This is a genomic window from Ewingella sp. S1.OA.A_B6, assembly GCF_049889095.1.
In the GTDB taxonomy this organism is placed as follows: domain Bacteria; phylum Pseudomonadota; class Gammaproteobacteria; order Enterobacterales; family Enterobacteriaceae; genus Ewingella.
Genome location: NZ_JBLJFK010000001.1, coordinates 1,180,898 through 1,202,129, shown reverse-complemented (window position 1 = coordinate 1,202,129; position 21,232 = coordinate 1,180,898). Strand labels below are relative to the sequence as shown.

Here is a 21,232-nt window from a genome sequence, read left to right as displayed (position 1 = left end):
TGGGCCGCGTTCAAAACGACGTCGAGTGAGAGGCGTAAAACCGCGTGGGGGTTTACGCGGGTTGAAGCCCGAAATGAGAGAACCGCGCAGCGGCGGAGTTTGCGGCTATAGCCATTGTGCCTGAAACACGGCCATTGTGACCTGCGCAGCTGCTGTCTTTAAAAGAGCCCGGGATTCTTAAGGGTGGCGGCGATAAGCCACCCTTGAGGCCAGTTTGGGTGGCAACCCAAGGTCTTGACCTTGAAGTTGAACTTGAACTTGAACTCAAAGGGAGGGTCGGGAACGCCATTTCCCAATGAACTGAGAACAATTTTCATTTAGACTGACAAGCTTGCCCGCGCCTGGGCTATTCCAATGAGGATCGACGATGCTCCGCCGTTTTTTTGCCTATTACGCCCCCTATAAAAAACTGTTCTACCTCGATTTCGGTTGCGCGATCCTCGCCGGATTATTGGAGCTGGGCTTTCCGATGGCCATTAAAGTCTTCATCGATAAACTGCTGCCAGCTCATGACTTTGTGTTAATTCTGGCAGCGACCGTCGGCCTGCTACTGATTTATATGCTGAACACCGGTTTGATGGCCATCGTCAACTATTGGGGACATGCGCTGGGGGTAGGCATTGAGACGGATATGCGGCGTCAGGCGTTCAGCCATTTACAGAAACTCTCTTTCCGTTATTACGACAACACTAAAACCGGCCATATCATTACTCACGTCACCAAGGATCTGGAGGAGGTGGGGGAAGTGGCGCACCACGGTCCGGAAGACTTGTTTATTGCCATCATGACCTTTATTGGTGCGTTTATCCTGATGGCGACGGTGCATCTGCCGATGGCGCTGATGACCATCGTTATTGTGCCGTTCATGACATTTCTGGTCAGCCGTTACGGCGCACAGATGACTGAAACCTGGCGGCGTCTGTTCGGGCAGGTGGGTAATTTCAATGCAAGGATTGAAGAGAGCATCGGTGGTATCCGCGTCGTGAAAGCTTTTGCAAACGAAGCGCATGAGGAAACACTCTTCGCCAGGGATAATGAAAGCTATCGCACCACCAAGCTGAAAGCCTACCGCATAATGACCGCCAGCCTGACGCTAAGCTACCTCAGCACGCGTTTGATCCAAATTATCATTATGATCGCCGGAACCTGGTATGTAGTGAACGGTCAGCTGAGTTATGGGGGCTTTGTCGGGTTCCTGCTGCTGGTGGAAGTGTTTTTCCGCCCGGTGGCAAAAATCACCTCAGTATTGGAAAGTTATCCGAAAGGCATTGCGGGTTTTAAACGCTTTACCCAACTGATTGACACTGCGCCGGATATTGTTGACCGCCCCAATGCACTGACCGTGGCGCATTTGCGGGGTGATATTAGTTATCGCGACGTGGTGTTTGGCTATACGCCGGCCAGCAAAATTCTCAATGGCATCAATCTTGAGATCAAAGCGGGCGAGACGCTGGCGTTTGTCGGCCCGTCCGGTGCAGGTAAAACCACGCTCTGTTCACTATTACCCCGTTTTTACGAGCTGGACAGCGGGTCTATCACCATTGATGGTATCGACATCCGAGATATGACACAGGTTTCGCTACGCAATAACATTGGGATCGTGCAGCAGGATGTGTTTCTGTTCGGTGGCAGCATCCGTGAGAACATCGCCTATGGCAAACTGGATGCGACGGAATTCGAAATCCGCGAGGCGGCACGCCAGGCACGCCTGGATGATGTGATTGATGCGTTACCTATGGGCATGGACACCGTGATTGGCGAGCGAGGTGTGAAACTCTCCGGCGGGCAGAAACAACGCCTGTCGATAGCGCGCATTTTCCTTAAAAATCCACCCATCCTTATTCTGGATGAAGCCACCTCTGCGCTGGATACGGCGACCGAGCAGGCGATTCAGCAATCACTGGCCGAATTGTCACAGGGGCGTACCACGTTGGTGATTGCCCACCGGCTGGCGACGATTCAGAATGCAGACCGTATTGTCGTGGTAGATAAAGAGGGGATTATCGAGCAGGGCACCCATCAGGCACTGCTGGCGTTACAGGGGCGTTATGCTCAACTCCACGCTGCGCAGTTCCGCCCAGAGTAATTAATTTTTCCTTATATTGTTTTCATCCAAAAAACCTCTTCTTGAACAAGAGGTTTTTTTAGAATAAAAAACACCCAAATCGGTCACCCGCAATATCCTCATTTTGTTCAATTCAATGACCATGGAAACTATTTCTATGCGATGAACGCAAAAAATTTAACTTATTAATATTTTATAAAAGAAAATAAAGAAAAAGGTGATGAGATATAAATCACACTTTATCTTTTTCTGTTTTTTGTATAAGTAAGTCCTATTTTAAATGCTCACCCTGCTATGCATTATTTTGGTGCATCGGTGCTGCCGAAGTTGTTAATTTATTAATGCTTGTTAATGGTATCTAACCTCAGCTGAAAAGTGATCTCGATTACAATTGTTATACAAACCGTTCCTTTTTTTGCACTAAAATGGGGCTATGCACTGTAGTGGTGCATTCCATCATGCAAAATGCGCATATAATCAGTAAGTTATAATTCCCTCCATGAAATATTTAGTAACAACTATTTACTCTAAATTAACTAAAATGCGCGAACTTTTTCATTTTAACTTTTTGTGCTTAATGCTAAGGTTCAAATCGATTTACAGACAGAAGCATTTTAAAACATTTAAAACTCACAGCCTGATATTCCCGTCATATAAAAGAAAGCAGGCATGAGAAATCCTTTATAAAAAAATCAAGGAAACTTAAATAATGATGAAGCGCAGTGTGTTGGCCGTAGTGGTCTCTTTAATCGTTGCATCCTCTGCAGCAAACGCGGCAGAAGTTTATAACAAAGATGGCAACAAATTAGACTTATATGGTCGCGTAAATGGTAAACACCAGTTCAGCGATAACACCGGTTCAGACGGTGATAAAACATACGTGCGTTTCGGTTTTAAAGGCGAAACACAAATTAATGACCAACTGACCGGTTACGGTCAGTGGGAATACAACGTTCAGGCTAACCACGCAGAATCAGCAGGCACCGAAGGCACCAAAACGCGTCTGGGCTTCGCGGGTCTGAAAGTGAAAGATGTTGGGTCATTCGACTACGGCCGTAACTACGGCGTAGTGTATGACGCTATCGCGTTTACCGACATGATGCCTGAATACGGCGGCGACACAGGTTACAGCGACAACTTCATGGTTGGTCGTACTAACGGTGTGGCAACCTACCGTAATAAGGACTTCTTCGGTCTGGTTGAAGGTCTGAACTTTGCTATGCAGTACCAGGGCAAAAATGAGAATGATGGCCGTGCTGGCTCAAAAGCTAACGGCGACGGCTACGGCGCGTCACTGGATTATGAAAACATCGCAGGCAGCGGTATCGGTGCAGTACTGGCAGGTTCTTCTTCTGACCGTACTAATGGCCAAACCAGCGCGACCTACGGTAAAGGCGACAAAGCGACTGCATGGGCAACTGGCCTGAAATACGACGCTAACCAGCTTTACCTGGCGGCGATGTACAACGAAACTCGCAACATGACCAACATCAGCGTGCCTGGTGTCGGCGTGACGCCAGCGCAGGCGGGTTATGCCAATAAAACCAAGGGCATTGAATTTGTTGCTCAGTACCAGTTCGAAAACGGCCTGCGTCCTTCTGTAGGTTACGTCCAGTCTAAAGCGCAGGACATCGAAAACGGTATTGGCGATGCAGACCTGGTGAAATATTTTGAAGTTGGCGCGACTTACTACTTCAACAAAAACATGTATGCCTACGCTGACTACCAGATCAACCAACTGAAAGACGACAACAAACTGGGCCTGAATAACGATGACGTTATGACAGTCTCCCTGACTTATCGTTTCTAAGTTAAAACCACGAGTTATTACCCATTTCTGTGTCTGAAAATGGTAATTCCAAAGGCAGAGCTCATTGGCTCTGCCTTTTTTTATGCCTGTGATGTCGTGCTTGCCAACGTTATTAATTCGCTAAAATCTTACTCTTATCAATTAAATAATTACCTATAACGTAAAGGTATACCCCCCCACTAAACAAGTATTCGCAAGCGTTGCTCCCGCATGAAATAGTCAGTCTCACCGGTGACAAAAACCGGATCTGTTCCCTGACATTTTTTGGAGAGAAACTGACATGCAACATATTCCCATGCCGTATTTGCTGTTCCTCGGTGATGTGATGGATCCGCTGGCGGCGAAAACGGCGCGTGGCATTTACGTCTGGCGTCCTGATTCCTGCGTCGGCCAGATCCGTCTGGCTACAGATTCGGTCTCCCTTGGACTGGAAGAGATGGATATCGCTACTGCCAAAGTGCGGGGCGCAAAAACAATGGTGCTCGGCACTGCCAACTCAGGCGGTAAGCTGCCTGCCCATTGGCTGGACTCGATCAAAACGGCCATCCGCAACGGACTCAATGTCGCCAACGGTCTGCATCAGGGCCTAAACGATATTCCTGAACTGGTAGAACTGGCAAAAGAGCATCAAGTAGAGCTGTTCGATGTCCGTCATATGCGCCCGGCGCTGGATACTGGCACCGGCATTAAACGCAGCGGCAAACGAATTCTGACCGTCGGCACCGACTGTTCGGTTGGCAAAATGTACACCTCGCTGGCGCTCGAAGCCGCCATGCGCGAATTGGATCTTAACGCAGAATTCCGCGCTACCGGGCAGACCGGTGTGCTGGTAGCCGGTGCGGGTATCGCCATTGATGCAGTGATCGCCGACTTTATCTCCGGTGCGGTGGAAGCGCTTTCCCCGGCCAATGATCATAATCACTGGGATATCATCGAAGGTCAGGGCTCGCTGTATCACCCGTCGTTTGCCGGTGTCAGTATGGGACTGATCCATGGTGCGCAGGCCCATCTGCTGGTGATGTGTCATGAACTGGGCCGCCCGCATATGCGTCATTTACCGCACCAGCCGATGCCAACCCTGCGTGAGTGCGTGGACACCAATCTGGCGGCAGCGCAACTGACCAGCCCGAATGTGAAACTGGCCGGTTTCTCCCTCAATACCTCCGGCGTGAGCGAAGAAGAAGCGCGGACAGCGCTGGCGGATATTACGGCGGAATTCGGTGTTCCGGCGACTGATCCGGTACGTTTCGGTATTCAGGAAATGGCGCAGTGGATTAAGGACAACGGCTAATGACCACCATGACTTTTGAAACGCTGGAGCTGCCGCTGTCCCGGCCTTTTGTTATTTCGCGCAGCGCGCGCACTGCTGTTACCGTGGTGCGTGTGCATCTGACTGATGGCGAGTACAGCGGGACCGGCGAGTGTACACCGACGCCACACTATCAAGAGTCGGCAGAGAGCGTTACCGAGCAACTGGTGCTGATCCAGTCACAAATAGAGCAGGGATTAAACCGCGAGGCACTACAACAGGCACTGCCACAGGGCTCAGCACGTAATGCTCTCGACTGCGCATTGTGGAAACTGGATGCCGCACGTCAGGGAAAAACCGTCTGGCAACTGCTGGAAATGACGCCCCCCGCGACGGTTATCACCGCTGAAACACTGAGTCTGGATACACTTGAGAACATGGTGGCCGCCGCTGCAGAAGCGGTTGCAGGTGGCGCTAAGTTGCTGAAGATTAAACTTAACCGCGAGCAGATTGTTGAGAAGGTCGCGGCTATCCGCCATGCGGCACCGCATGCCACGCTGGTGGTGGATGCCAATGAGTCCTGGGCCGGGCTGGATCTCGACAGTCTGTTTCATACCTTGCATGGCTTCAATGTTGCGATGATCGAACAACCGCTGCCTGCCGGTGATGATCACGATCTGGTACGTTGTTTGCATCCGATTCCGGTATGCGCCGATGAAAGCTGCCATCAACGTTCAGACATTGCAAAATTGCGCGACCGTTACGAGATGATCAACATCAAGCTGGACAAATGTGGTGGGCTGACCGAGGCGCTGGCTATGTGCACCGAGGCTAAAGCACAGGGCCTGCGGATCATGGTGGGCTGCATGCTCGGTTCGTCGATTGCCATGGAAGCGGCGCTGCCCGTCGCCGTGCAGGCGGAACGGGTCGATCTCGACGGGCCTATCTGGCTGGCACAGGACGCCGAACCGGCACTGCACTATCACCAGGGTGAAATCTGGTTGTAATTCCCCTGTTTACATCCTAAGGAGACGCTTTTTGAATACAGAACCGGCCACTCAAGACAACCCCAGCGATGCGCAAACTGCGTCAACGGACAAGCCTCACCGGCCCATTCTGCAGGTGAACAACCTGTCGGTCATTTTTTCTGGCCGTCAGGGCCAGACCCAGGCACTAAAAGGCGTTTCCTTTTCTATTAATAAAGGTGAAGTGGTGGCGGTAGTCGGCGAAAGCGGCTCCGGGAAATCGGTCACTTCACTGAGCGTAATGGGCTTGTTGCCTGATTCCGCCCACATTAACGGCGGTGACATCGACTTCTTTACCCGCGACGGCCAGCGTCACCCGCTGGTGGCGGCGTCCGCCGAGGCACGACGCAAACTGCGTGGGCAGGAGATGGCGATGATTTTTCAGGAGCCTATGACCTCGCTCAATCCGGTGCTGCGGGTGGGGGACCAGCTCACAGAAGCGCTGCTCGATCACCATATTTGCGGCAAGAAAGCTGCTCTCGACAAGGCCCGTGAGCTGTTGCGTCAGGTGCGTATTCCTGATGTCGAACGTATTTTACACTGTTATCCGCACGAGCTGTCCGGCGGTATGCGCCAGCGGGTGATGATTGCTCAGGCACTGTCCTGTGATCCTGCGCTGCTGATTGCTGATGAACCGACGACCGCACTCGACGTCACGGTGCAGGCACGCATTCTGCAAATTCTGCGTGACTTGCAACAGGGCACCGATATGTCGGTGATGTTTATTACCCACGATATGGGCGTGGTCGCCGAAATTGCCGACCGCGTGGTGGTGATGTATCAGGGCCGCGTGGTGGAGCAGGGTAGCGTGACCGATATCTTCGCCAACGCGCAGCATCCTTATACCCGTGCTCTGCTGGCTGCGGTGCCAAAACTTGGCGATATGCAGGGTCTGAAATGGCCACGCCGTTTCCCGCTGTTGAACACTTTTTCTTCGCCAGAAACGCAACCGATTGCCCCTGATGATGTTCAGGTCTTAGCGGATCACGGTGATCAAATGACCGCCAATTACGACGTGCCACCGCTGCTTGACGTGCGCGGTTTGCGCGTCTGTTACCCGATCCGCTCCGGCGTGCTTTCGCGGTTAACCAAAGAGGTTCATGCGGTTGAGCAGATCGACTTCTCCATCTGGCCGGGCGAAACACTGGCACTGGTGGGCGAGAGCGGTTGTGGTAAATCCACTACCGGCCGGGCAATTTTGCGCCTGGCGGATAGCCAGTCTGAAAGTATTTATCTCAAAGGCCAGGAGATCACCATGCTGCGCGACCAGCCGTTTCAGGCGGTGCGCCGTCAAATCCAGATGGTATTTCAGGACCCTTATGCCTCTTTGAATCCGCGCTTAACGGTGGGGTTTTCCATTGCTGAACCGCTGCTACTGCACGGACTGGCGAAGTCGTTGGCGCACGCCACTCCCACAGTAAACAAACTGCTCAAAAGCGTCGGGCTGGAGCCGTCACATGCGCGGCGTTATCCGCACGAATTCTCCGGTGGCCAGCGCCAGCGTATCGCCATTGCCCGCGCGATGGCCTTGCAGCCGCAGGTGATTATCGCCGATGAAGCCGTGTCAGCGCTCGATGTGTCTATCCAGGCGCAGGTGGTGAATTTGATGATGGATTTACAGCGCGACACCGGTGTGGCCTGGCTGTTTATCTCCCACGATATGGCCGTGGTGGAGCGCATCGCTAACCGCGTGGCGGTGATGTACCTCGGCCAGATTGTGGAAATCGGCCCGCGGGAGGCGATTTTTAGCTCACCTCAGCACCCTTACACCCGTCGCTTGCTTAGCTCCGTACCGGTGGCGGACCCGTCACGGCGGACGACGCGCAGCTTTGATGATGTGGAAGTGAAATCGCCGGTCCATCCGGCGGGAATGCAGATAGAAAAAATCCAATATCGGCGGGTAAGCCCGCACCATTGGGTGTCAGAGACATAATTCACGCTTATTTTTGGGACACACAGGAGAAGTACATGCAATCGACTTTTTTACGTAAAAGCTTAGTGGCTGCTGCACTGGCACTCTGTTTTGTAGCCTCGGCCCAGGCCAAAGACCTGCGCATCTCCATGTACGCCGACATGACCGGGTTTGACCCGCATGACACCACCGACACCCTGAGTTACTCGGTGCAGAGCGCTATTTTTGAGCGTCTATTCCAGTTTGATAGCAAAATGGCGATCGTGCCGGTACTGGCCACCGATTACACCAGCAACGCTGACGCCACCGAATTCACCATCAACCTGCGCCATGATGTGACCTTCCAGGACGGCACACCGTTTAACGCCGACGCGGTGAAAATTAACCTCGACCGGCTCTCCAATCCTGCCAATCATCTGAAACGTAATGCCCTGTTCAGCATGATTAAATCGGTCGATGTCGTGACGCCGTATCAGGTAAAAATCACCCTAAACAAACCTTTTGGCGCGATGATCAACACGCTGGCGCATCCGTCAGCCGTCATGCACAGCCCGGCGGCGCTGAAACAGTATCCGAACGAGCAGGATCTCAGTGTGCATCCGGTAGGAACTGGGCCGTTTAAATTTGTCGAATGGCAGCAGGGCAAAGACGTCAAGCTGGTGAAGTATGACAATTACTGGCAAAAAGGGTGGCCAAAAGTGGATTCCGTGACGCTTTATCCGACACCGGAAGACTCCACACAGGTAGCAAAACTCAAGTCCGGCGGCGTGGATGCTGTGTATCCGTTACCCTCTGATTTAGTCGATACCGTGAAAAACGATCCTAAACTGGATATTTCGCAAAATCCCGGCATCTACCTTTATTACGTTGCATTCAATACGCAGAAAAAAGAGTTCTCAGACGTGCGTGTGCGCCAGGCAATTAACTACGCCATCGACCGTAATCTGTGGCTGAAAGTAGGTTTTGCGGGTCTGGGTTCGCCATCTACGTCGCCACTGCCGAAAAACGTCCAGTTCTATGAAAAGCAGACCACTCCGGATTACAGCTACAACATTGCTAAAGCGAAAGAGCTGATGAAAGCCGCCGGCTATGAGAAGGGCTTTGATGTTGAACTCTGGAGCTCCAACAAATCCGACCGCATCCGCAGCGGCCAGTTCCTCAAGCAGCAACTGTCGCAGATTGGCATCCGAATCAAACTGGTGCCGATGGATTCCGGCTCACTTAACCAGCGTCTGTGGAGTACGCCGAAACCGGCCGATGCCAAAGTCGAGATGTATTACGGTGCATGGTCAGCGTCAACCGGTGATGCCGACTGGGCGCTGCGTCCGCTGTTCGCCACCGAATCCTGGATCCCGACCGGCTATAACGTCTCTTATTACAGCAACAAGCAGGTGGATGCGGCCATTACTGCGGGCCTGCAAACTGCCGATCCTGCCAAACGCCAGGCGGCCTACGCCGACGCGCAAAAACTGTTGTGGGCAGATGCACCGGTTGCCTACCTTGGCGTACCGGACAATCTGGTCGGCAAGAGCAAAGACCTCTCCGGCGTCTATATGCTGGCAGACGGTTCGTTGATCTTCAATCAGGCAGAGTTTAAGTAATTTTTTCTCCTCCCCCTGCGAAGGGGGGAGGCTGGGAGGGGGTTTACCAACAATTCCAGAGTTGCCTGCTATACCCCGCCCCAACCCTCTTTTCGCAGGGGAGGGAGTTAACTGAATTCACGGGAAACACATTTATGCTGACCTATTTTATACGCCGACTGCTGGAAATGATCCCGGTGCTATTGGTGGTATCGCTGCTGGTTTTTGGTTTCATCAAGCTGCTACCGGGTGACCCTGCGCGCATTTACGCTGGACAGGATGCACCGATTGAAGCGGTGGAGTCAGCGCGGCAACTGCTTGGCCTGAACGATCCGCTGCCGGCGCAGTATTGGCGCTGGCTCGACGGTATGGTGCATGGCGATTTAGGCACGACCTACCGTACCCGTCAGCCGGTCAGCAGCGTAATTGAAAGCGGCTTTATGCCGACGCTATTGCTGGCGCTGGCCGGTTTCACCTGGTCGGTAGTATTGGGGCTGGTGATCGGCGTTGTGTCGGCGCTAAAGCGCGGAAAATGGCAGGATTGGACGCTGATGAGCATGGCGGTCGGCGGGATTTCTATGCCGCCCTTTTGGCTGGGGCTGTTGTTGATCCAGTTCGTCGCCATGCCATTCGGGCTGTTTTCAGTCAGCGGGTTTAACCATCCCAGCGATATCATTTTACCGGCTATTACGCTGGGATCTTCCGTGGCGGCAGTGATGGCGCGTTTTACCCGTTCCGCGTTTCTCGACGTGGCGCAGGAGGACTATGTACGCACCGCCAACGCCAAGGGATTACGCGCGAAGCGGGTGACCTGGAAGCACATCATGCGCAATGCGCTGATCCCGATTATCACCATGCTTGGTCTGCAATTTGGATTCCTGCTTGGCGGTTCGATCATTGTAGAGAGCGTGTTCAGTTGGCCGGGTCTTGGATGGCTGCTGATTGAGTCGATAAAAACGCAGGACCAGCCGGTTATTCAGGCGCTGGTAATGCTGTTTGTGTTCGAATTTATCCTGATTAACCTGCTGGTAGACCTGCTCTATGCGGTGGTTAATCCGGCTATCCGTCTGCGTTAAGGAGGCACTATGACTGAGTCCGTAATTGTCACGCCTGTACCGCAGAACGACGACATCCGTTCCCCCTGGTATGATTTTTTCCACGCGTTTATTCGTCATCCGATGGCTGTTGTGGCGGGTGGATTTATTCTGCTGCTGGTGCTTATCGCCATCTTTGCACCGTGGCTGGCTCCTTATGACCCGATGACGCCGGACTGGATGGCGCTTGGGTCTGGCCCTTCGGCGGCTCACTGGTTTGGCACCGATGATCTGGGCCGCGACGTGTTAAGTCGTATTATTTATGGTTCGCGTATTTCGTTGTACGTTGGCGTCTTCTCGGTAACGCTCGGTATGATCGTTGGCGTGTTCCTCGGACTGCTGGCCGGTTATTACGGCAAATGGCTGGATATGCTGATCATGCGTGGCTCAGACGTGCTGTTTGCTTTCCCTGGTATGCTGCTGGCCATTGCGGTGGTGGCGATCCTCGGCCCCGGCCTTAATAACGTCATTATCGCCGTCGCCGTATTCAGTGTGCCGGTTTTTGCGCGCATCGTGCGTGCCGCCACGTTATCCATCAAACAAAGCCCTTATGTTGAAGCGGTGCGCTGCGTTGGTGCGCCTGACCGGGTGGTGTTGCTGCGCCATATTTTACCCGGCACACTCTCGAACGTGATTGTCTATTTCACCATGCGCATCGGTACCAGTATTCTTACCGCGGCCAGCCTTAGTTTTATCGGCCTCGGCCCTGAGCCGGATGTGCCTGAGTGGGGAAATATTCTGGCAATGAGTCGCAACATGATGATGGCCGGAAAGTGGCATGTCAGCGTATTCCCCGGTCTTGCTATCTTCCTCACGGTATTGGCTTTTAACCTATTGGGTGACGCCCTGCGCGACACGCTGGATCCTAAACTGAAGAAATGACCAAAGAAACCGATGATTTTTCCCGGGCAGGCCTGAATGCGCTGCTCAGGCGCTGGGCTGACAAACGGCAGATTTTTCGCCCGCGTTTTCCCTGCGGACCGACCAACAGTCTGAGCGACGTTACGGGCGTCACCGTCGGCCACAGCACGCTGGCGGTGGGTGACGTGCAGACCGGCGTCACCGCAATTGTGCCTCCGGGCGACAATCTATATGCGCAGCCTTTGGCCTGTGGTGTCTCGGTACTCAACGGTTTTGCTAAACCGATGGGGTTGATTCAGGTGATGGAACTGGGCGAACTGCAAACGCCGATTCTGCTCAGCAACACCTTTGCCACCGGTACTTTATTCAACGCGCTGGTGAAGCGCAGTTGCCAGCAGTTTCCGCAAATCGGCCGCCCGGATGCGACCATCAATCCGCTGATCCTCGAATGCAACGATTTCTATCTCAATGATATTCAGGCGATGGCGGTAACCGAAAACAACGTGCTGGCGGCGTTGGATTCCGCCCGCAGCGACTTCGCCCGAGGCAGTGTAGGCGCGGGGCGCGGCATGAGCTGTTTCGGTCTGAAGGGCGGCATTGGCACTGCGTCGCGCTGGTGCGAGACGCTTAATGCCACGCTTGGCGTTCTGGTACTGGCAAATTTTGGTACGCTGTCTGAACTTACGCTTGATGGCGTGCGGGCTGGCGCGGCGATTCAACAACGTTTAGCGCAGGCTGCACCGCAGGTTGACGCCGGTTCTGTGATTATTATTATGGCCTGTGACCGTTATCTCGACAGCCGTCAACTGACGCGCATCGCCAAACGGGCCGGTGCCGGTTTAGGCCGTCTGGGAAGTCACTGGGGCCACGGCTCGGGCGATATTTCGCTGGCGTTTTCCACTCAGCGTCAGGGCACTCTGACCGCCGAACGGGATCTTGACCCCTTGCTGGCGTTGGCCGCAGATGCCACCGAACAGGCGGTGCAGGACGCCATGCTCAGTGCTGAGTCTGTTACCGGATTTCGCGGCCATCACCGCGTTTCTTTGCGGGATATTTTGGATCACTACAACGAGAACCTATCATGAAAATTTTCATCTCTGCCGATATTGAAGGCGTGGCGGGCGTGATGCGTCCTGAGCAGTGCAGCCCCGGCAATACGGACTATGACGCCGCCCGTGCATTAATGGAGCAGGAAGTGAATGCCGCGATTGATGGCGCATTTGCCGGTGGTGCAACGACCGTTACGGTCGCAGACAGCCACGCGACCATGCAAAACCTGCGGGCTGAAAATATCGATCCGCGAGCGCGTTTGGTTCAGGGCAAACCCCGGGTGTTGTCGATGATAGAAGGCATTGCGCAACAGCAGTACGACGGCCTGATGCTGGTGGGTTTTCATACTGCGGCGGGTGAAGCCGGAGTATTGGCACATACCATCAACGGGCGTGCATTTTACCGTGTAAAACTGAACGGACAGGTGGTCGGTGAGAGCGATCTTTATGCGGCTGCTGCGGCTGAACTCAACGTGCCATTGTGGCTGGTGACCGGCGACGACCAGCTCGAAAGATGGATTAACCAGCACTATCCGTATGCACAGTTTGTTTGTGTGAAACGCGCGATCTCCGCCAACGCCGCTGAATCTGACAGCCCGTCCATTGCCCGCGCCCAGATCCGCAAACAGGCTACCCTGGCCGTCACCAAAGCCGTGCCGGGCATCACCAACCGTTTCTCATCGCCCTATACGCTCGAACTGATGGTGGCTAAACCGGTGTTGGCGGATCTGTTTATGTTAATCCCTGGCGTCGAACGCCTTGATGCCGTTACCGTCAGTTACACCAGCGCCAGCGTTGCGCCCATCATCAGCTTACTCAGTGCGTTCTCCTATCTCGCTTCAACGCAGAAATAAAACAGCGAACCTTTCATCCTTCATGGCGCTGGTGTGTCACCTTCCCGCGACGCGAATGATTTTGGGTATATTGCAATATCGGATTTTGTGAAGAGGCAGGAGCGCATGCGCTTACGTCATATCGAAGTGTTTCAGGCGGTCTTACAGGCGGGCAGCGTCAGCGGTGCTGCGCGGTTGCTTAATGTATCCCAGCCCAATGTCAGCCGGGTGCTCAACCATGCTGAGCAACAACTGGGCTTTACGCTGTTTGACCGGAGCCCGCAGGGATTGATCGTCACGCCGGAAGGCCGACGGCTGATGCCGGAAGTGGAGGCGTTGTTCAGCCACATTCAGGCCATTGGCGTACTGGCCGAACAGTTACGCCAGGGCGAAGGGCAGCATGTTCGTATTGGCTCGGCGCACTCACTGGGCCACAGTGTGATGGCACCCGTGCTGGTGGATTTTCGCCGTCAGATACCCGGCGGTAGCGTTGAACTGGTGACGGGTCATTTCAACACGCTGAGCCAGGACCTGCTGCATTATAAGATGGATTTCGCACTGGCTTTCGGCGAGCAGGTATCATCAGAACTGGTGTCTGAGTCTATCTACCGCGCCGACATGGTGGCACTGTTACCCGCCGACAGCCCGCAGGAAGGACCGGTTTCGCTGAGCTGGCTATGCGACAACGATTTACTGATGCTGCAACAGCAAGACCCTCTCGGTCAGGTACTCAGTCGCGTATTACGTGAAAATGGCCTGACGCCGCGTTCGCAACTGCACATTAAAACCTACTCGGTGATCGCCGATCTGGTGTTGGCTGGCGGCGGTGTCGGTGTGGTTGATACCTTCACCGCCAGGCGTTATAGCGACCAGCTTAAAATCCTGCCCGTCGTTGAAGCTCTGCCGTTTGAAGTGATTCTGCTTAGCCGCAGAGATCAACCTCAAAGTCAGGCAGCACTTAAACTCAAACAACTGATCAGACATAAATTATGGGAGCTGGAGGCATAGAGAACGACGGAAACTCAACACCCGGCTGCGGTTGGAGACTAACCGGACATTGTAGCCCTGGAAATAGAGACAGAACGACTTTTGCCAGGGCCCGTCGGGCATTTCTACCAATAAACGACCCTGGCCGAGCGACGTTAGCGTGCCACGGCTGCGCAGGGGACCAACGCCCATGAGCAACTGGTCACCTTCGATGTCAAACGCCGCTTTTGATTCCGGGTGGAACCAGCAGCCCTGTACTTTCTCCAGACAGTCATTGGGTTCTACCGGTACAAATTGACGCGTTGCATGGCCAATTTCACCCTTTATCGCGTAACCATCCCAGCGCAGACGCATCGGCATATGGGCAGAAAGCGAAATAGCCTCGCCTTCATCCGTCCCCTGATACAGATTATCACCTGCGCCAAGATAGCTGGCGACACCTTGACTGATTTTGAGCCAGTAAGGCTCTGCGACGCTGGCGTAAAGTCCGTCGGGTATGGCGTTGCTGCGTGCGGGTAATGGGCTGCCGAGCAGGGCAGACATGACTTCCAGCGCAGCGCTATAGGCGGCGGTGTCTTCGCGGTTAGAGACCAGCGCGATACCTGCGTTGAGTTGCGGATGCAGCAGGAAATAGGTCTTATAACCTGCATGAGAACCGCCATGGCCGTACACTTTGTGGCCACCAATCTCGACGGAAGTGATTCCCAGCCCATAAGCGGAGAGAATATCACCATGCAGATGGCGCGGAGCGGAGAGTTTTTCCAGCATCCCGGCACCAGGACCGCTGTTCGCTAACAGGCTTTGCAGCCATACCGTGAGCGAGCGCAGGCTGCCGGTCAGGCTGCCCGAGGCTGACAGATGTAACCCAGCGCTGGTGGTTTTCCAGACGGAATTATCCTTCCAGTAACCGGGAATCAGGCCGGGAACCACGTCAAACCAGCTATCCGGCGCATGCAGAGCGATGTCCAGTGGCCGGGCAATGTGCTGTTGCAGCAAGTCTTCGAACAGGATCCCTTTGCTGTTTAAAATGGCTTCAACCAGGCGGTAGCCGGTATTGGAGTAGGAAATTTCAGTGCCCGCCGGGAAGTTCAGCGCACCATCCTGTGACAGGAATTCGAGAATAGCGTCCGGCTCGCTGGCGTCATAGACCGATACGCCCAGCAAGGAGAGCGTTTCACGCACGTCGGGCAAGCCGCCGGTCATGTCCAGCGCCTGACCAATAGTCACCTGCGACATGGGTGCTTTCAACAGGGGTAAATATTGGCCGAGTGTGTCATTGAGGGAGAGTCCTGCATCGCTGTGATACAGCGCCAGCGTGGCGAAAATATGCTTGGTGACCGAGGCATAGCGCACCACATTGTCGATACTGAAACGCTCACCGGTGGTGAGATTGGCCAGACCGCCTGAGGTATGACCCTGAAGCGAACCGCTGTCAAACAGGGTGATAGCCCCCCCCGGCTCACCGGGCTGGTTCCATTTTTCGGTAATACTGTTGGCTGCAGTCAGCGCTGACTGCCACTGTAATGTGTGTTCTGATTTTCTTAGGGTGGATGTCATTCCTGATCCCCTGTAACGTTAATCTGTGATTGAAAGGCAGCCCTGGCTGCCCGTTAAAACCGCGTTGGCGTTGGTTTAACCCGGCTCCTCAAGACTGAGACTTAACGATCGTAACTCTGCCGTATGCGGGTGGGTGACACGTCCTGCCCGTAAATCGTCTGCGCTCAGAAGCTCGACCATTTCACCACCAATCATTACGCCAATTCTGGTGCAAAGATGCGTAACGACCGCCAGGTTGTGGCTGACCAGAATATAAGTCAGTTTGCGGCGTTCGCGCAGGTCGGTCAGCAGGTTGAGGATCTCCGCCTGAACGGAGACATCCAGCGCCGAAGTGGGCTCATCCAGCAGCAGGATCTCCGGCTCTGAAATCAACGCACGGGCAATCGCGACCCGCTGGCGCTGTCCGCCGGAGAGCTGATGCGGAAAGCGAAAACGCACCGCCTGCGATAACCCTACCTCGGTGAGTGCATCGGCAATGCGCTTCTCAATATTGAGAAAACCGTGCACGGTCAGCGGCTCGCTCAGGATGCGGTCAATGGTCTGGCGTGGATGCAGAGAACCATACGGATCCTGAAAAACCATCTGTACGCGGCGGTAAAAGCGTTTCTGGCGTACCGGCAGTTGAGGTTCGCCACCGATGATCATACCGCCGTGCCAGAACGGATATAGGCCGACCAATGCACGTAAAATAGTGGATTTCCCTGAGCCACTTTCGCCGACGATACCGAAGCACTCGCCAGGCGCCACGCTAAAGCTCACCCCTTTTACCACCTCGTTGTCGCCAAAGGAAATGCGTAAATTATCTAAGGTTATCTTATCGTTAGTTTTCTCTATCATCTCACTCATGATGTTTTCCACGCTTCGTCCCGAACCAGCACCGGCAACCGCGCACGCGGATGTTTAAGTGACGGCAGGCATTCCAGCAAGCCGCGGGTATAGGGATGCTGCGCATTGAGCAGTTCACCAGCTTGCAAAGTTTCTACAATCCGACCGGCATACATTACTGCCACGCGATCGCAGAATTTCGACACCAGCGGCAAGTCATGACTGATTAAAATCAACCCCATGCCCCGGCTGGATACCAGGTCGTCAAGCAGGCGTAGGATCTCTGCCTGCACCGTGGCGTCAAGGGCGCTGGTCGGCTCATCGGCGATCATCAGTTCCGGGTCCGGTGCCAGCATCATGGCGATCATCACCCGCTGGCCCATGCCGCCCGACACTTCATGGGCATAACGCTGCGCGACTTTATGGGGTTCACGGATACGCACCTGATCGAGCAAATCGATGGCAGCCTCCATCGCCTGTTTCTTGCTGCCGCCTTTGTGGGTGTGCCAGGCTTCGGCCACCTGTTTGCCAATGGGCATCACCGGATTGAGCGAGTATTTCGGGTCCTGTAAAATAAACCCCACCCGTTTACCACGGATTTGCCGCATCTGTTTTTCGCTGGCATTACGCAGGTCGATGCCGTCGAAAGAGAGTGTGTCGGCACGGCATTTGGCGCTGGAGGGTAGCAGGTTCATCAGGCAGCGCGCCGTCAGGGATTTACCCGAACCACTTTCGCCCACAATGCCGAATTTCTCTTTACCGAGTGACAGTGACACGCCGCGCACGGCGTCAAAACTGCCACTGTGGCTCGTAAAGGTGATGTGCAGATTCTTGATATCGACCAGCATCAGCGTTCCTTAGGGTCAAGGACGTCACGCAGACCGTCACCGAGAAAGTTAAACGCCAGAGACGTGATGAAAATAGCCACGGCCGGGATCAGTGGCACCCACCACTCTTCGAACAGGAAACGTCGGGCGGTGGCGATCATCGCGCCCCATTCCGGAGAAGGTGGCTGTGCGCCCATGCCCAGAAAACCCAGGCTGGCGGCGGTAATAATGATGGAACTCATGTCCAGCGTGATGCGTACCACCAGGCTGGGTACGCACAGCGGCATGATGTGCCGCCAAATGATGCGTGCCGATGTTGCACCGGTCAGCTTGCATGCGGCGATGTAATCCGTGCCGCGCACCTGCATGGTTTCGGCGCGGGCCAGACGTGCATACGGAGGCCAGGCCGTGAGGGCGATAGCCAAAATAGCGCTCTCAATGCCCGGTTTGAGTGCAGCGACAAACGCCAGCGCCAAAATCAAACGCGGAAAGGCGAGAAAAATATCGGTAATGCGCATCAGGATACGGTCCAGCAGGCCGCCGGTATAACCGGCCACGCAGCCAATCAGCAGCCCGATCGGCGCGACAATCACCACAACGGTGATCACCATGCCGAGTGTGATCCGCCCACCGTAAAGTATACGGCTGAAGGTATCGCGACCCAGTTCATCGGTTCCCAGCCAGTGCAGTGACGACGGTTTTGCCAGACGATTAGCCAGGTCCTGAGCACCAGGGTGGTAAGGGGTGAGCAGCGGCGCACAGATTGAAATCAGCAGCACCAGTAGCACGGTAAACAGGCCAATGACAGCCAGAGGATTAGCACGCAGGCCCAGCCACAGGCGGTAACGACGTCCCCAGATGGCTTGCGTTCGTGTCAGAGGCGTATCGGCCAGCAGCCAGGCGCGTGAACCGGCGCGAGGTTGCGGTAAAGCAGAGAGAGTGGTCATTTTACGCGTGGATCCAGAAGTCGGTAGAGGAGGTCGGCGAACAGATTGAGCATCACGTAAATTGCGCCAATCAGCAGCGTGGAGCCAATCACCGGGTTCATATCGGCGTTCATCAGTGACACGGTGAGATACTGCCCGAGGCCCGGCCACGAGAAGACGTTTTCCGTCACCACCGCGCCTTCCAGCAGGCCCGCGTAGGTCAGCGCCAGCACGGTGATCAGTTGTACACCGACAGTCGGGAACGCGTGCTTCCAGATGACGGTTTGCGCCGATAATCCCTTGGCACGGGCGGTGATGACATATTCACCACTTAGGGCGTTGAGCATGAAGGTGCGGGTCATACGGGTGATATACGCCATGCTGAAATAGGCCAGGATCAGCACCGGTTGCACCATGTGCGCCAGCGCGTCCCTGAAAGCGCCTAAATCACCGGCCAGCAGGGTGTCGACCGTGAGCAGCCCGGTCACCTGCGGGATCATGTCCTGATAAATGATGTCCTGACGTCCCGGTCCCGGTGCGATGCCCAGCACCGAGTAGAAAATCAGCAGGCTGAGTAACGCCAGCACGAACACCGGCAGGGAGTGACCGGCCAGACAAACCACGCGGATGGTCTGATCAATCCAACTGCCCTGGCGCGTTGCCGCCCAGACGCCAAGCGGAATGCCGATCACCGCCGCGATAATAATCGCCGCGGTAGCCAGCTCCAGCGTGGCGGGGAAGAAACGAGCAATATCCGTGGTAACCGGGTTGGAGGTCAGGGCGGAGCGGCCTAAATCACCGTGAAACACCTGATTGAGATAGTGGAGGAACTGCATCAATAGGGGCTGATCCAGCCCCATTTCATGACGAACACGTTCGACTACCGCCTGCGGTGCGTTGTCGCCCACCGCAGCCAGTACCGGATCGGTCGGCATGACCCTGCCAATGAAAAAGGTCACCACCGACAAACCGAACAAGGTAAGACAAACGCTGATGCAGGTACTCAGAAAGCCATTGAGTCTCTTGCTCACGCTTTCACAACCTTGTCATATGGGCTGGTGCTCATTACGGTTAACACCACGCCGGAGATTTCATGACGGCAGGCAGCGGTCAGCGTCGGTTGCATCATGATGGCAAACGGACTGTTTTCCATATGTTTAGTCTGCAACTCTTCGTAGAGCTTGATGCGGGTGGCCGGGTCCGGTTCGTGCAGCGCTTTTTGGCTGAGATCGGAAATCGACTGATCCTGCCAGCTGCAACGCCACGCCAGGGTGCGGCTTTTGGTTTTGTCGGTATTATCCGGATTGCTACAGAACGCTTCGGCATTGGAGTTGGGATCAAAATAATCCGCACCCCATTGGGTGAAGGCCAGTTGCTGCTGACGGGCGCGCATTTTGGTCAATACCTGACGGCTCTCGGCGGCCAACAACGTGACCTTGATACCGATCTCAGCCAGATTCGCCTGCAACGCCTGCACGATGTCAGCCTGCGGCGAAGAGGAGTAGTGATCGAGCGTGATTTCAAAACCGTTTGGGAAACCGGCTTCTGCCATCAACGCTTTGGCTTTTGCGACATCACGCTTGTACATGATGGTGTTCACCGCCGCCGGGAAGCCTTCAGGCAGGAAACTCTGATGGACTTTGTGCGTCAGCGGCACGATATGCTGCTGGATGCCGTTGTAATCGATGGCCCATTTGATCGCCTGCCACACTTGCGGTTTGGACAGGTTTGGGTGCGCGGTATTGGCGGAGAGCATCATGGTGCCGGCGATGCCTTTGCGCACCAGCGTGAAGTTTTTATCGTCAACCAGCGGACGCAGTTGCTCAGTGTTCAGGTCACGGGCAATATCGATATCGCCCTTTTTCAGCATCAGCAGTTGCGCAGAAGGATCGACGATGTGGCGCAGGATAATGCGCTGAATCTTACCGGCGTGCGGGTTATTTTTATTGGTTTCCAGAATGACCGACTCACTGACTTTCCAGTCACGCAGTTTGAACGCACCGGAACCGGCGCTGTTTTTCTTCAGCCACGCATTGCCTAAATCGTCGCCCACCTGATTCGCCATACAGGCGGATTTTTGCACGATGCTGCCTACGTTAGCGCTCAGGCAATACAATAGGAAAGATTCTGATGCCGACTCAGCGGTTTTGATCACCAGCGTTTCGGCATCGGGCGCGCTGATAAAGCTGTCGACGTTATCTTTGGTGTAGCCGAACTGGTTGATGATATAGGCAGGGCTTTTGTCCAGTTTCACCGAACGCTGTAAAGAGAACGCGGCATCTTCAGCGGTGACCGGTTTGCCGTCGGCCCATTTGGCTTTCGGGTCCAGCTTAAAGGTGAAGGTTTTCATGTCCGGCGAGGCGGTCCATGACACGGCCAGATCGCCTTCGATTTCGTCAGGGGAAGCCAGTTTAGGCTTCACCAGTTGCTGATAAATATTGCCGGTGATTTCACTGCCTACCGATTCAAAACCTTCGTGTGGGTCAAGACTGGTAATGATGTCGAGTTTAATCGCCATCACAAGGATAGAGGTCGGAGTGGCAGCAAAGACAGGTTCAAAGCTCAGATAGGACAAGACAGGTACAGCAGCAAAACCGGTAACAAATTGACGTCTGGTAACCATAATAACTCC

17 protein-coding genes are annotated in these 21,232 nt (G+C 54.5%); 11 read left to right on the top strand and 6 right to left on the bottom strand.

What is annotated here, in order from left to right; translation table 11 throughout:
• The first annotated feature begins 367 nt into the window (after positions 1–367).
• From ACMV8I_RS05685 to ACMV8I_RS05635, 11 genes are all read left to right on the top strand, one after another.
• Positions 368–2,086 (top strand): ABC transporter ATP-binding protein, encoded by a 1,719-nt coding sequence (locus tag ACMV8I_RS05685; RefSeq protein ID WP_498864203.1) that lies wholly within the window; start codon positions 368–370, stop codon positions 2,084–2,086.
• Between the two features lie 688 nt (positions 2,087–2,774).
• The gene (locus ACMV8I_RS05680; RefSeq protein ID WP_498864202.1) at positions 2,775–3,875 is read left to right on the top strand and encodes a porin; all 1,101 of its coding nucleotides are present in this window, start codon (positions 2,775–2,777) and stop codon (positions 3,873–3,875) included.
• A 280-nt stretch (positions 3,876–4,155) separates the two neighbouring features.
• Positions 4,156–5,166, top strand: a complete 1,011-nt coding sequence (dgcN, locus tag ACMV8I_RS05675) for an N-acetyltransferase DgcN (protein WP_498864201.1) — start codon at positions 4,156–4,158, stop codon at positions 5,164–5,166.
• Positions 5,166–6,131, top strand: a complete 966-nt coding sequence (gene dgcA / locus ACMV8I_RS05670; RefSeq protein WP_498864200.1) for an N-acetyl-D-Glu racemase DgcA — start codon at positions 5,166–5,168, stop codon at positions 6,129–6,131. Before dgcN ends, dgcA begins: the two co-directional genes overlap by 1 nt.
• 115 nt (positions 6,132–6,246) lie before the next feature.
• Positions 6,247–8,082 carry an ABC transporter ATP-binding protein gene (locus tag ACMV8I_RS05665; protein WP_498864735.1) on the top strand — a complete coding sequence of 612 codons (1,836 nt, stop codon included), beginning with the start codon at positions 6,247–6,249 and terminating at the stop codon, positions 8,080–8,082.
• Between the two features lie 35 nt (positions 8,083–8,117).
• Positions 8,118–9,662 carry a glutathione ABC transporter substrate-binding protein gene (locus ACMV8I_RS05660; RefSeq protein ID WP_498864199.1) on the top strand — a complete coding sequence of 515 codons (1,545 nt, stop codon included), beginning with the start codon at positions 8,118–8,120 and terminating at the stop codon, positions 9,660–9,662.
• 134 nt (positions 9,663–9,796) lie between these two features.
• Positions 9,797–10,717, top strand: a complete 921-nt coding sequence (locus tag ACMV8I_RS05655; RefSeq protein ID WP_498864198.1) for an ABC transporter permease subunit — start codon at positions 9,797–9,799, stop codon at positions 10,715–10,717.
• Positions 10,718–10,726: 9 nt separating this feature from the next.
• Positions 10,727–11,617, top strand: a complete 891-nt coding sequence (locus ACMV8I_RS05650; protein ID WP_498864197.1) for an ABC transporter permease subunit — start codon at positions 10,727–10,729, stop codon at positions 11,615–11,617.
• Positions 11,614–12,681 carry a P1 family peptidase gene (locus tag ACMV8I_RS05645; protein ID WP_498864196.1) on the top strand — a complete coding sequence of 356 codons (1,068 nt, stop codon included), beginning with the start codon at positions 11,614–11,616 and terminating at the stop codon, positions 12,679–12,681. Before ACMV8I_RS05650 ends, ACMV8I_RS05645 begins: the two co-directional genes overlap by 4 nt.
• Positions 12,678–13,499, top strand: a complete 822-nt coding sequence (locus ACMV8I_RS05640; protein WP_498864195.1) for a M55 family metallopeptidase — start codon at positions 12,678–12,680, stop codon at positions 13,497–13,499. Before ACMV8I_RS05645 ends, ACMV8I_RS05640 begins: the two co-directional genes overlap by 4 nt.
• A gap of 105 nt (positions 13,500–13,604) precedes the next feature.
• A complete protein-coding gene (locus tag ACMV8I_RS05635; RefSeq protein WP_498864194.1) occupies positions 13,605–14,486 on the top strand; it encodes a LysR family transcriptional regulator in 882 nt (293 codons plus the stop codon).
• On the opposite strand, the gene ACMV8I_RS05630 is transcribed toward ACMV8I_RS05635, so the two are convergent.
• The 6 genes from ACMV8I_RS05630 to ACMV8I_RS05605 all read right to left on the bottom strand — a co-directional run bounded on the left by ACMV8I_RS05630 (position 14,466) and on the right by ACMV8I_RS05605 (position 21,223).
• On the bottom strand, positions 14,466–16,022 hold the full coding sequence (locus ACMV8I_RS05630; RefSeq protein ID WP_498864193.1) for a serine hydrolase domain-containing protein: 1,557 nt from the start codon (positions 16,020–16,022) through the stop codon (positions 14,466–14,468). The two genes, ACMV8I_RS05635 and ACMV8I_RS05630, sit on opposite strands and share 21 nt — an antisense overlap.
• A 75-nt stretch (positions 16,023–16,097) precedes the next feature.
• Complete coding sequence (locus ACMV8I_RS05625) at positions 16,098–16,868, bottom strand: ABC transporter ATP-binding protein (protein ID WP_498864192.1); 771 nt, start codon at positions 16,866–16,868, stop codon at positions 16,098–16,100.
• A complete protein-coding gene (locus ACMV8I_RS05620; protein ID WP_498864191.1) occupies positions 16,865–17,695 on the bottom strand; it encodes an ABC transporter ATP-binding protein in 831 nt (276 codons plus the stop codon). The genes ACMV8I_RS05625 and ACMV8I_RS05620 overlap by 4 nt, the downstream gene beginning before the upstream one ends.
• Complete coding sequence (locus ACMV8I_RS05615; protein ID WP_498864190.1) at positions 17,695–18,621, bottom strand: ABC transporter permease; 927 nt, start codon at positions 18,619–18,621, stop codon at positions 17,695–17,697. The genes ACMV8I_RS05620 and ACMV8I_RS05615 overlap by 1 nt, the downstream gene beginning before the upstream one ends.
• Positions 18,618–19,631 (bottom strand): ABC transporter permease, encoded by a 1,014-nt coding sequence (locus ACMV8I_RS05610; protein WP_498864189.1) that lies wholly within the window; start codon positions 19,629–19,631, stop codon positions 18,618–18,620. Before ACMV8I_RS05610 ends, ACMV8I_RS05615 begins: the two co-directional genes overlap by 4 nt.
• Positions 19,628–21,223 (bottom strand): ABC transporter substrate-binding protein, encoded by a 1,596-nt coding sequence (locus ACMV8I_RS05605; RefSeq protein WP_498864188.1) that lies wholly within the window; start codon positions 21,221–21,223, stop codon positions 19,628–19,630. The genes ACMV8I_RS05610 and ACMV8I_RS05605 overlap by 4 nt, the downstream gene beginning before the upstream one ends.
• Between the last annotated feature and the right edge of the window lie 9 nt (positions 21,224–21,232).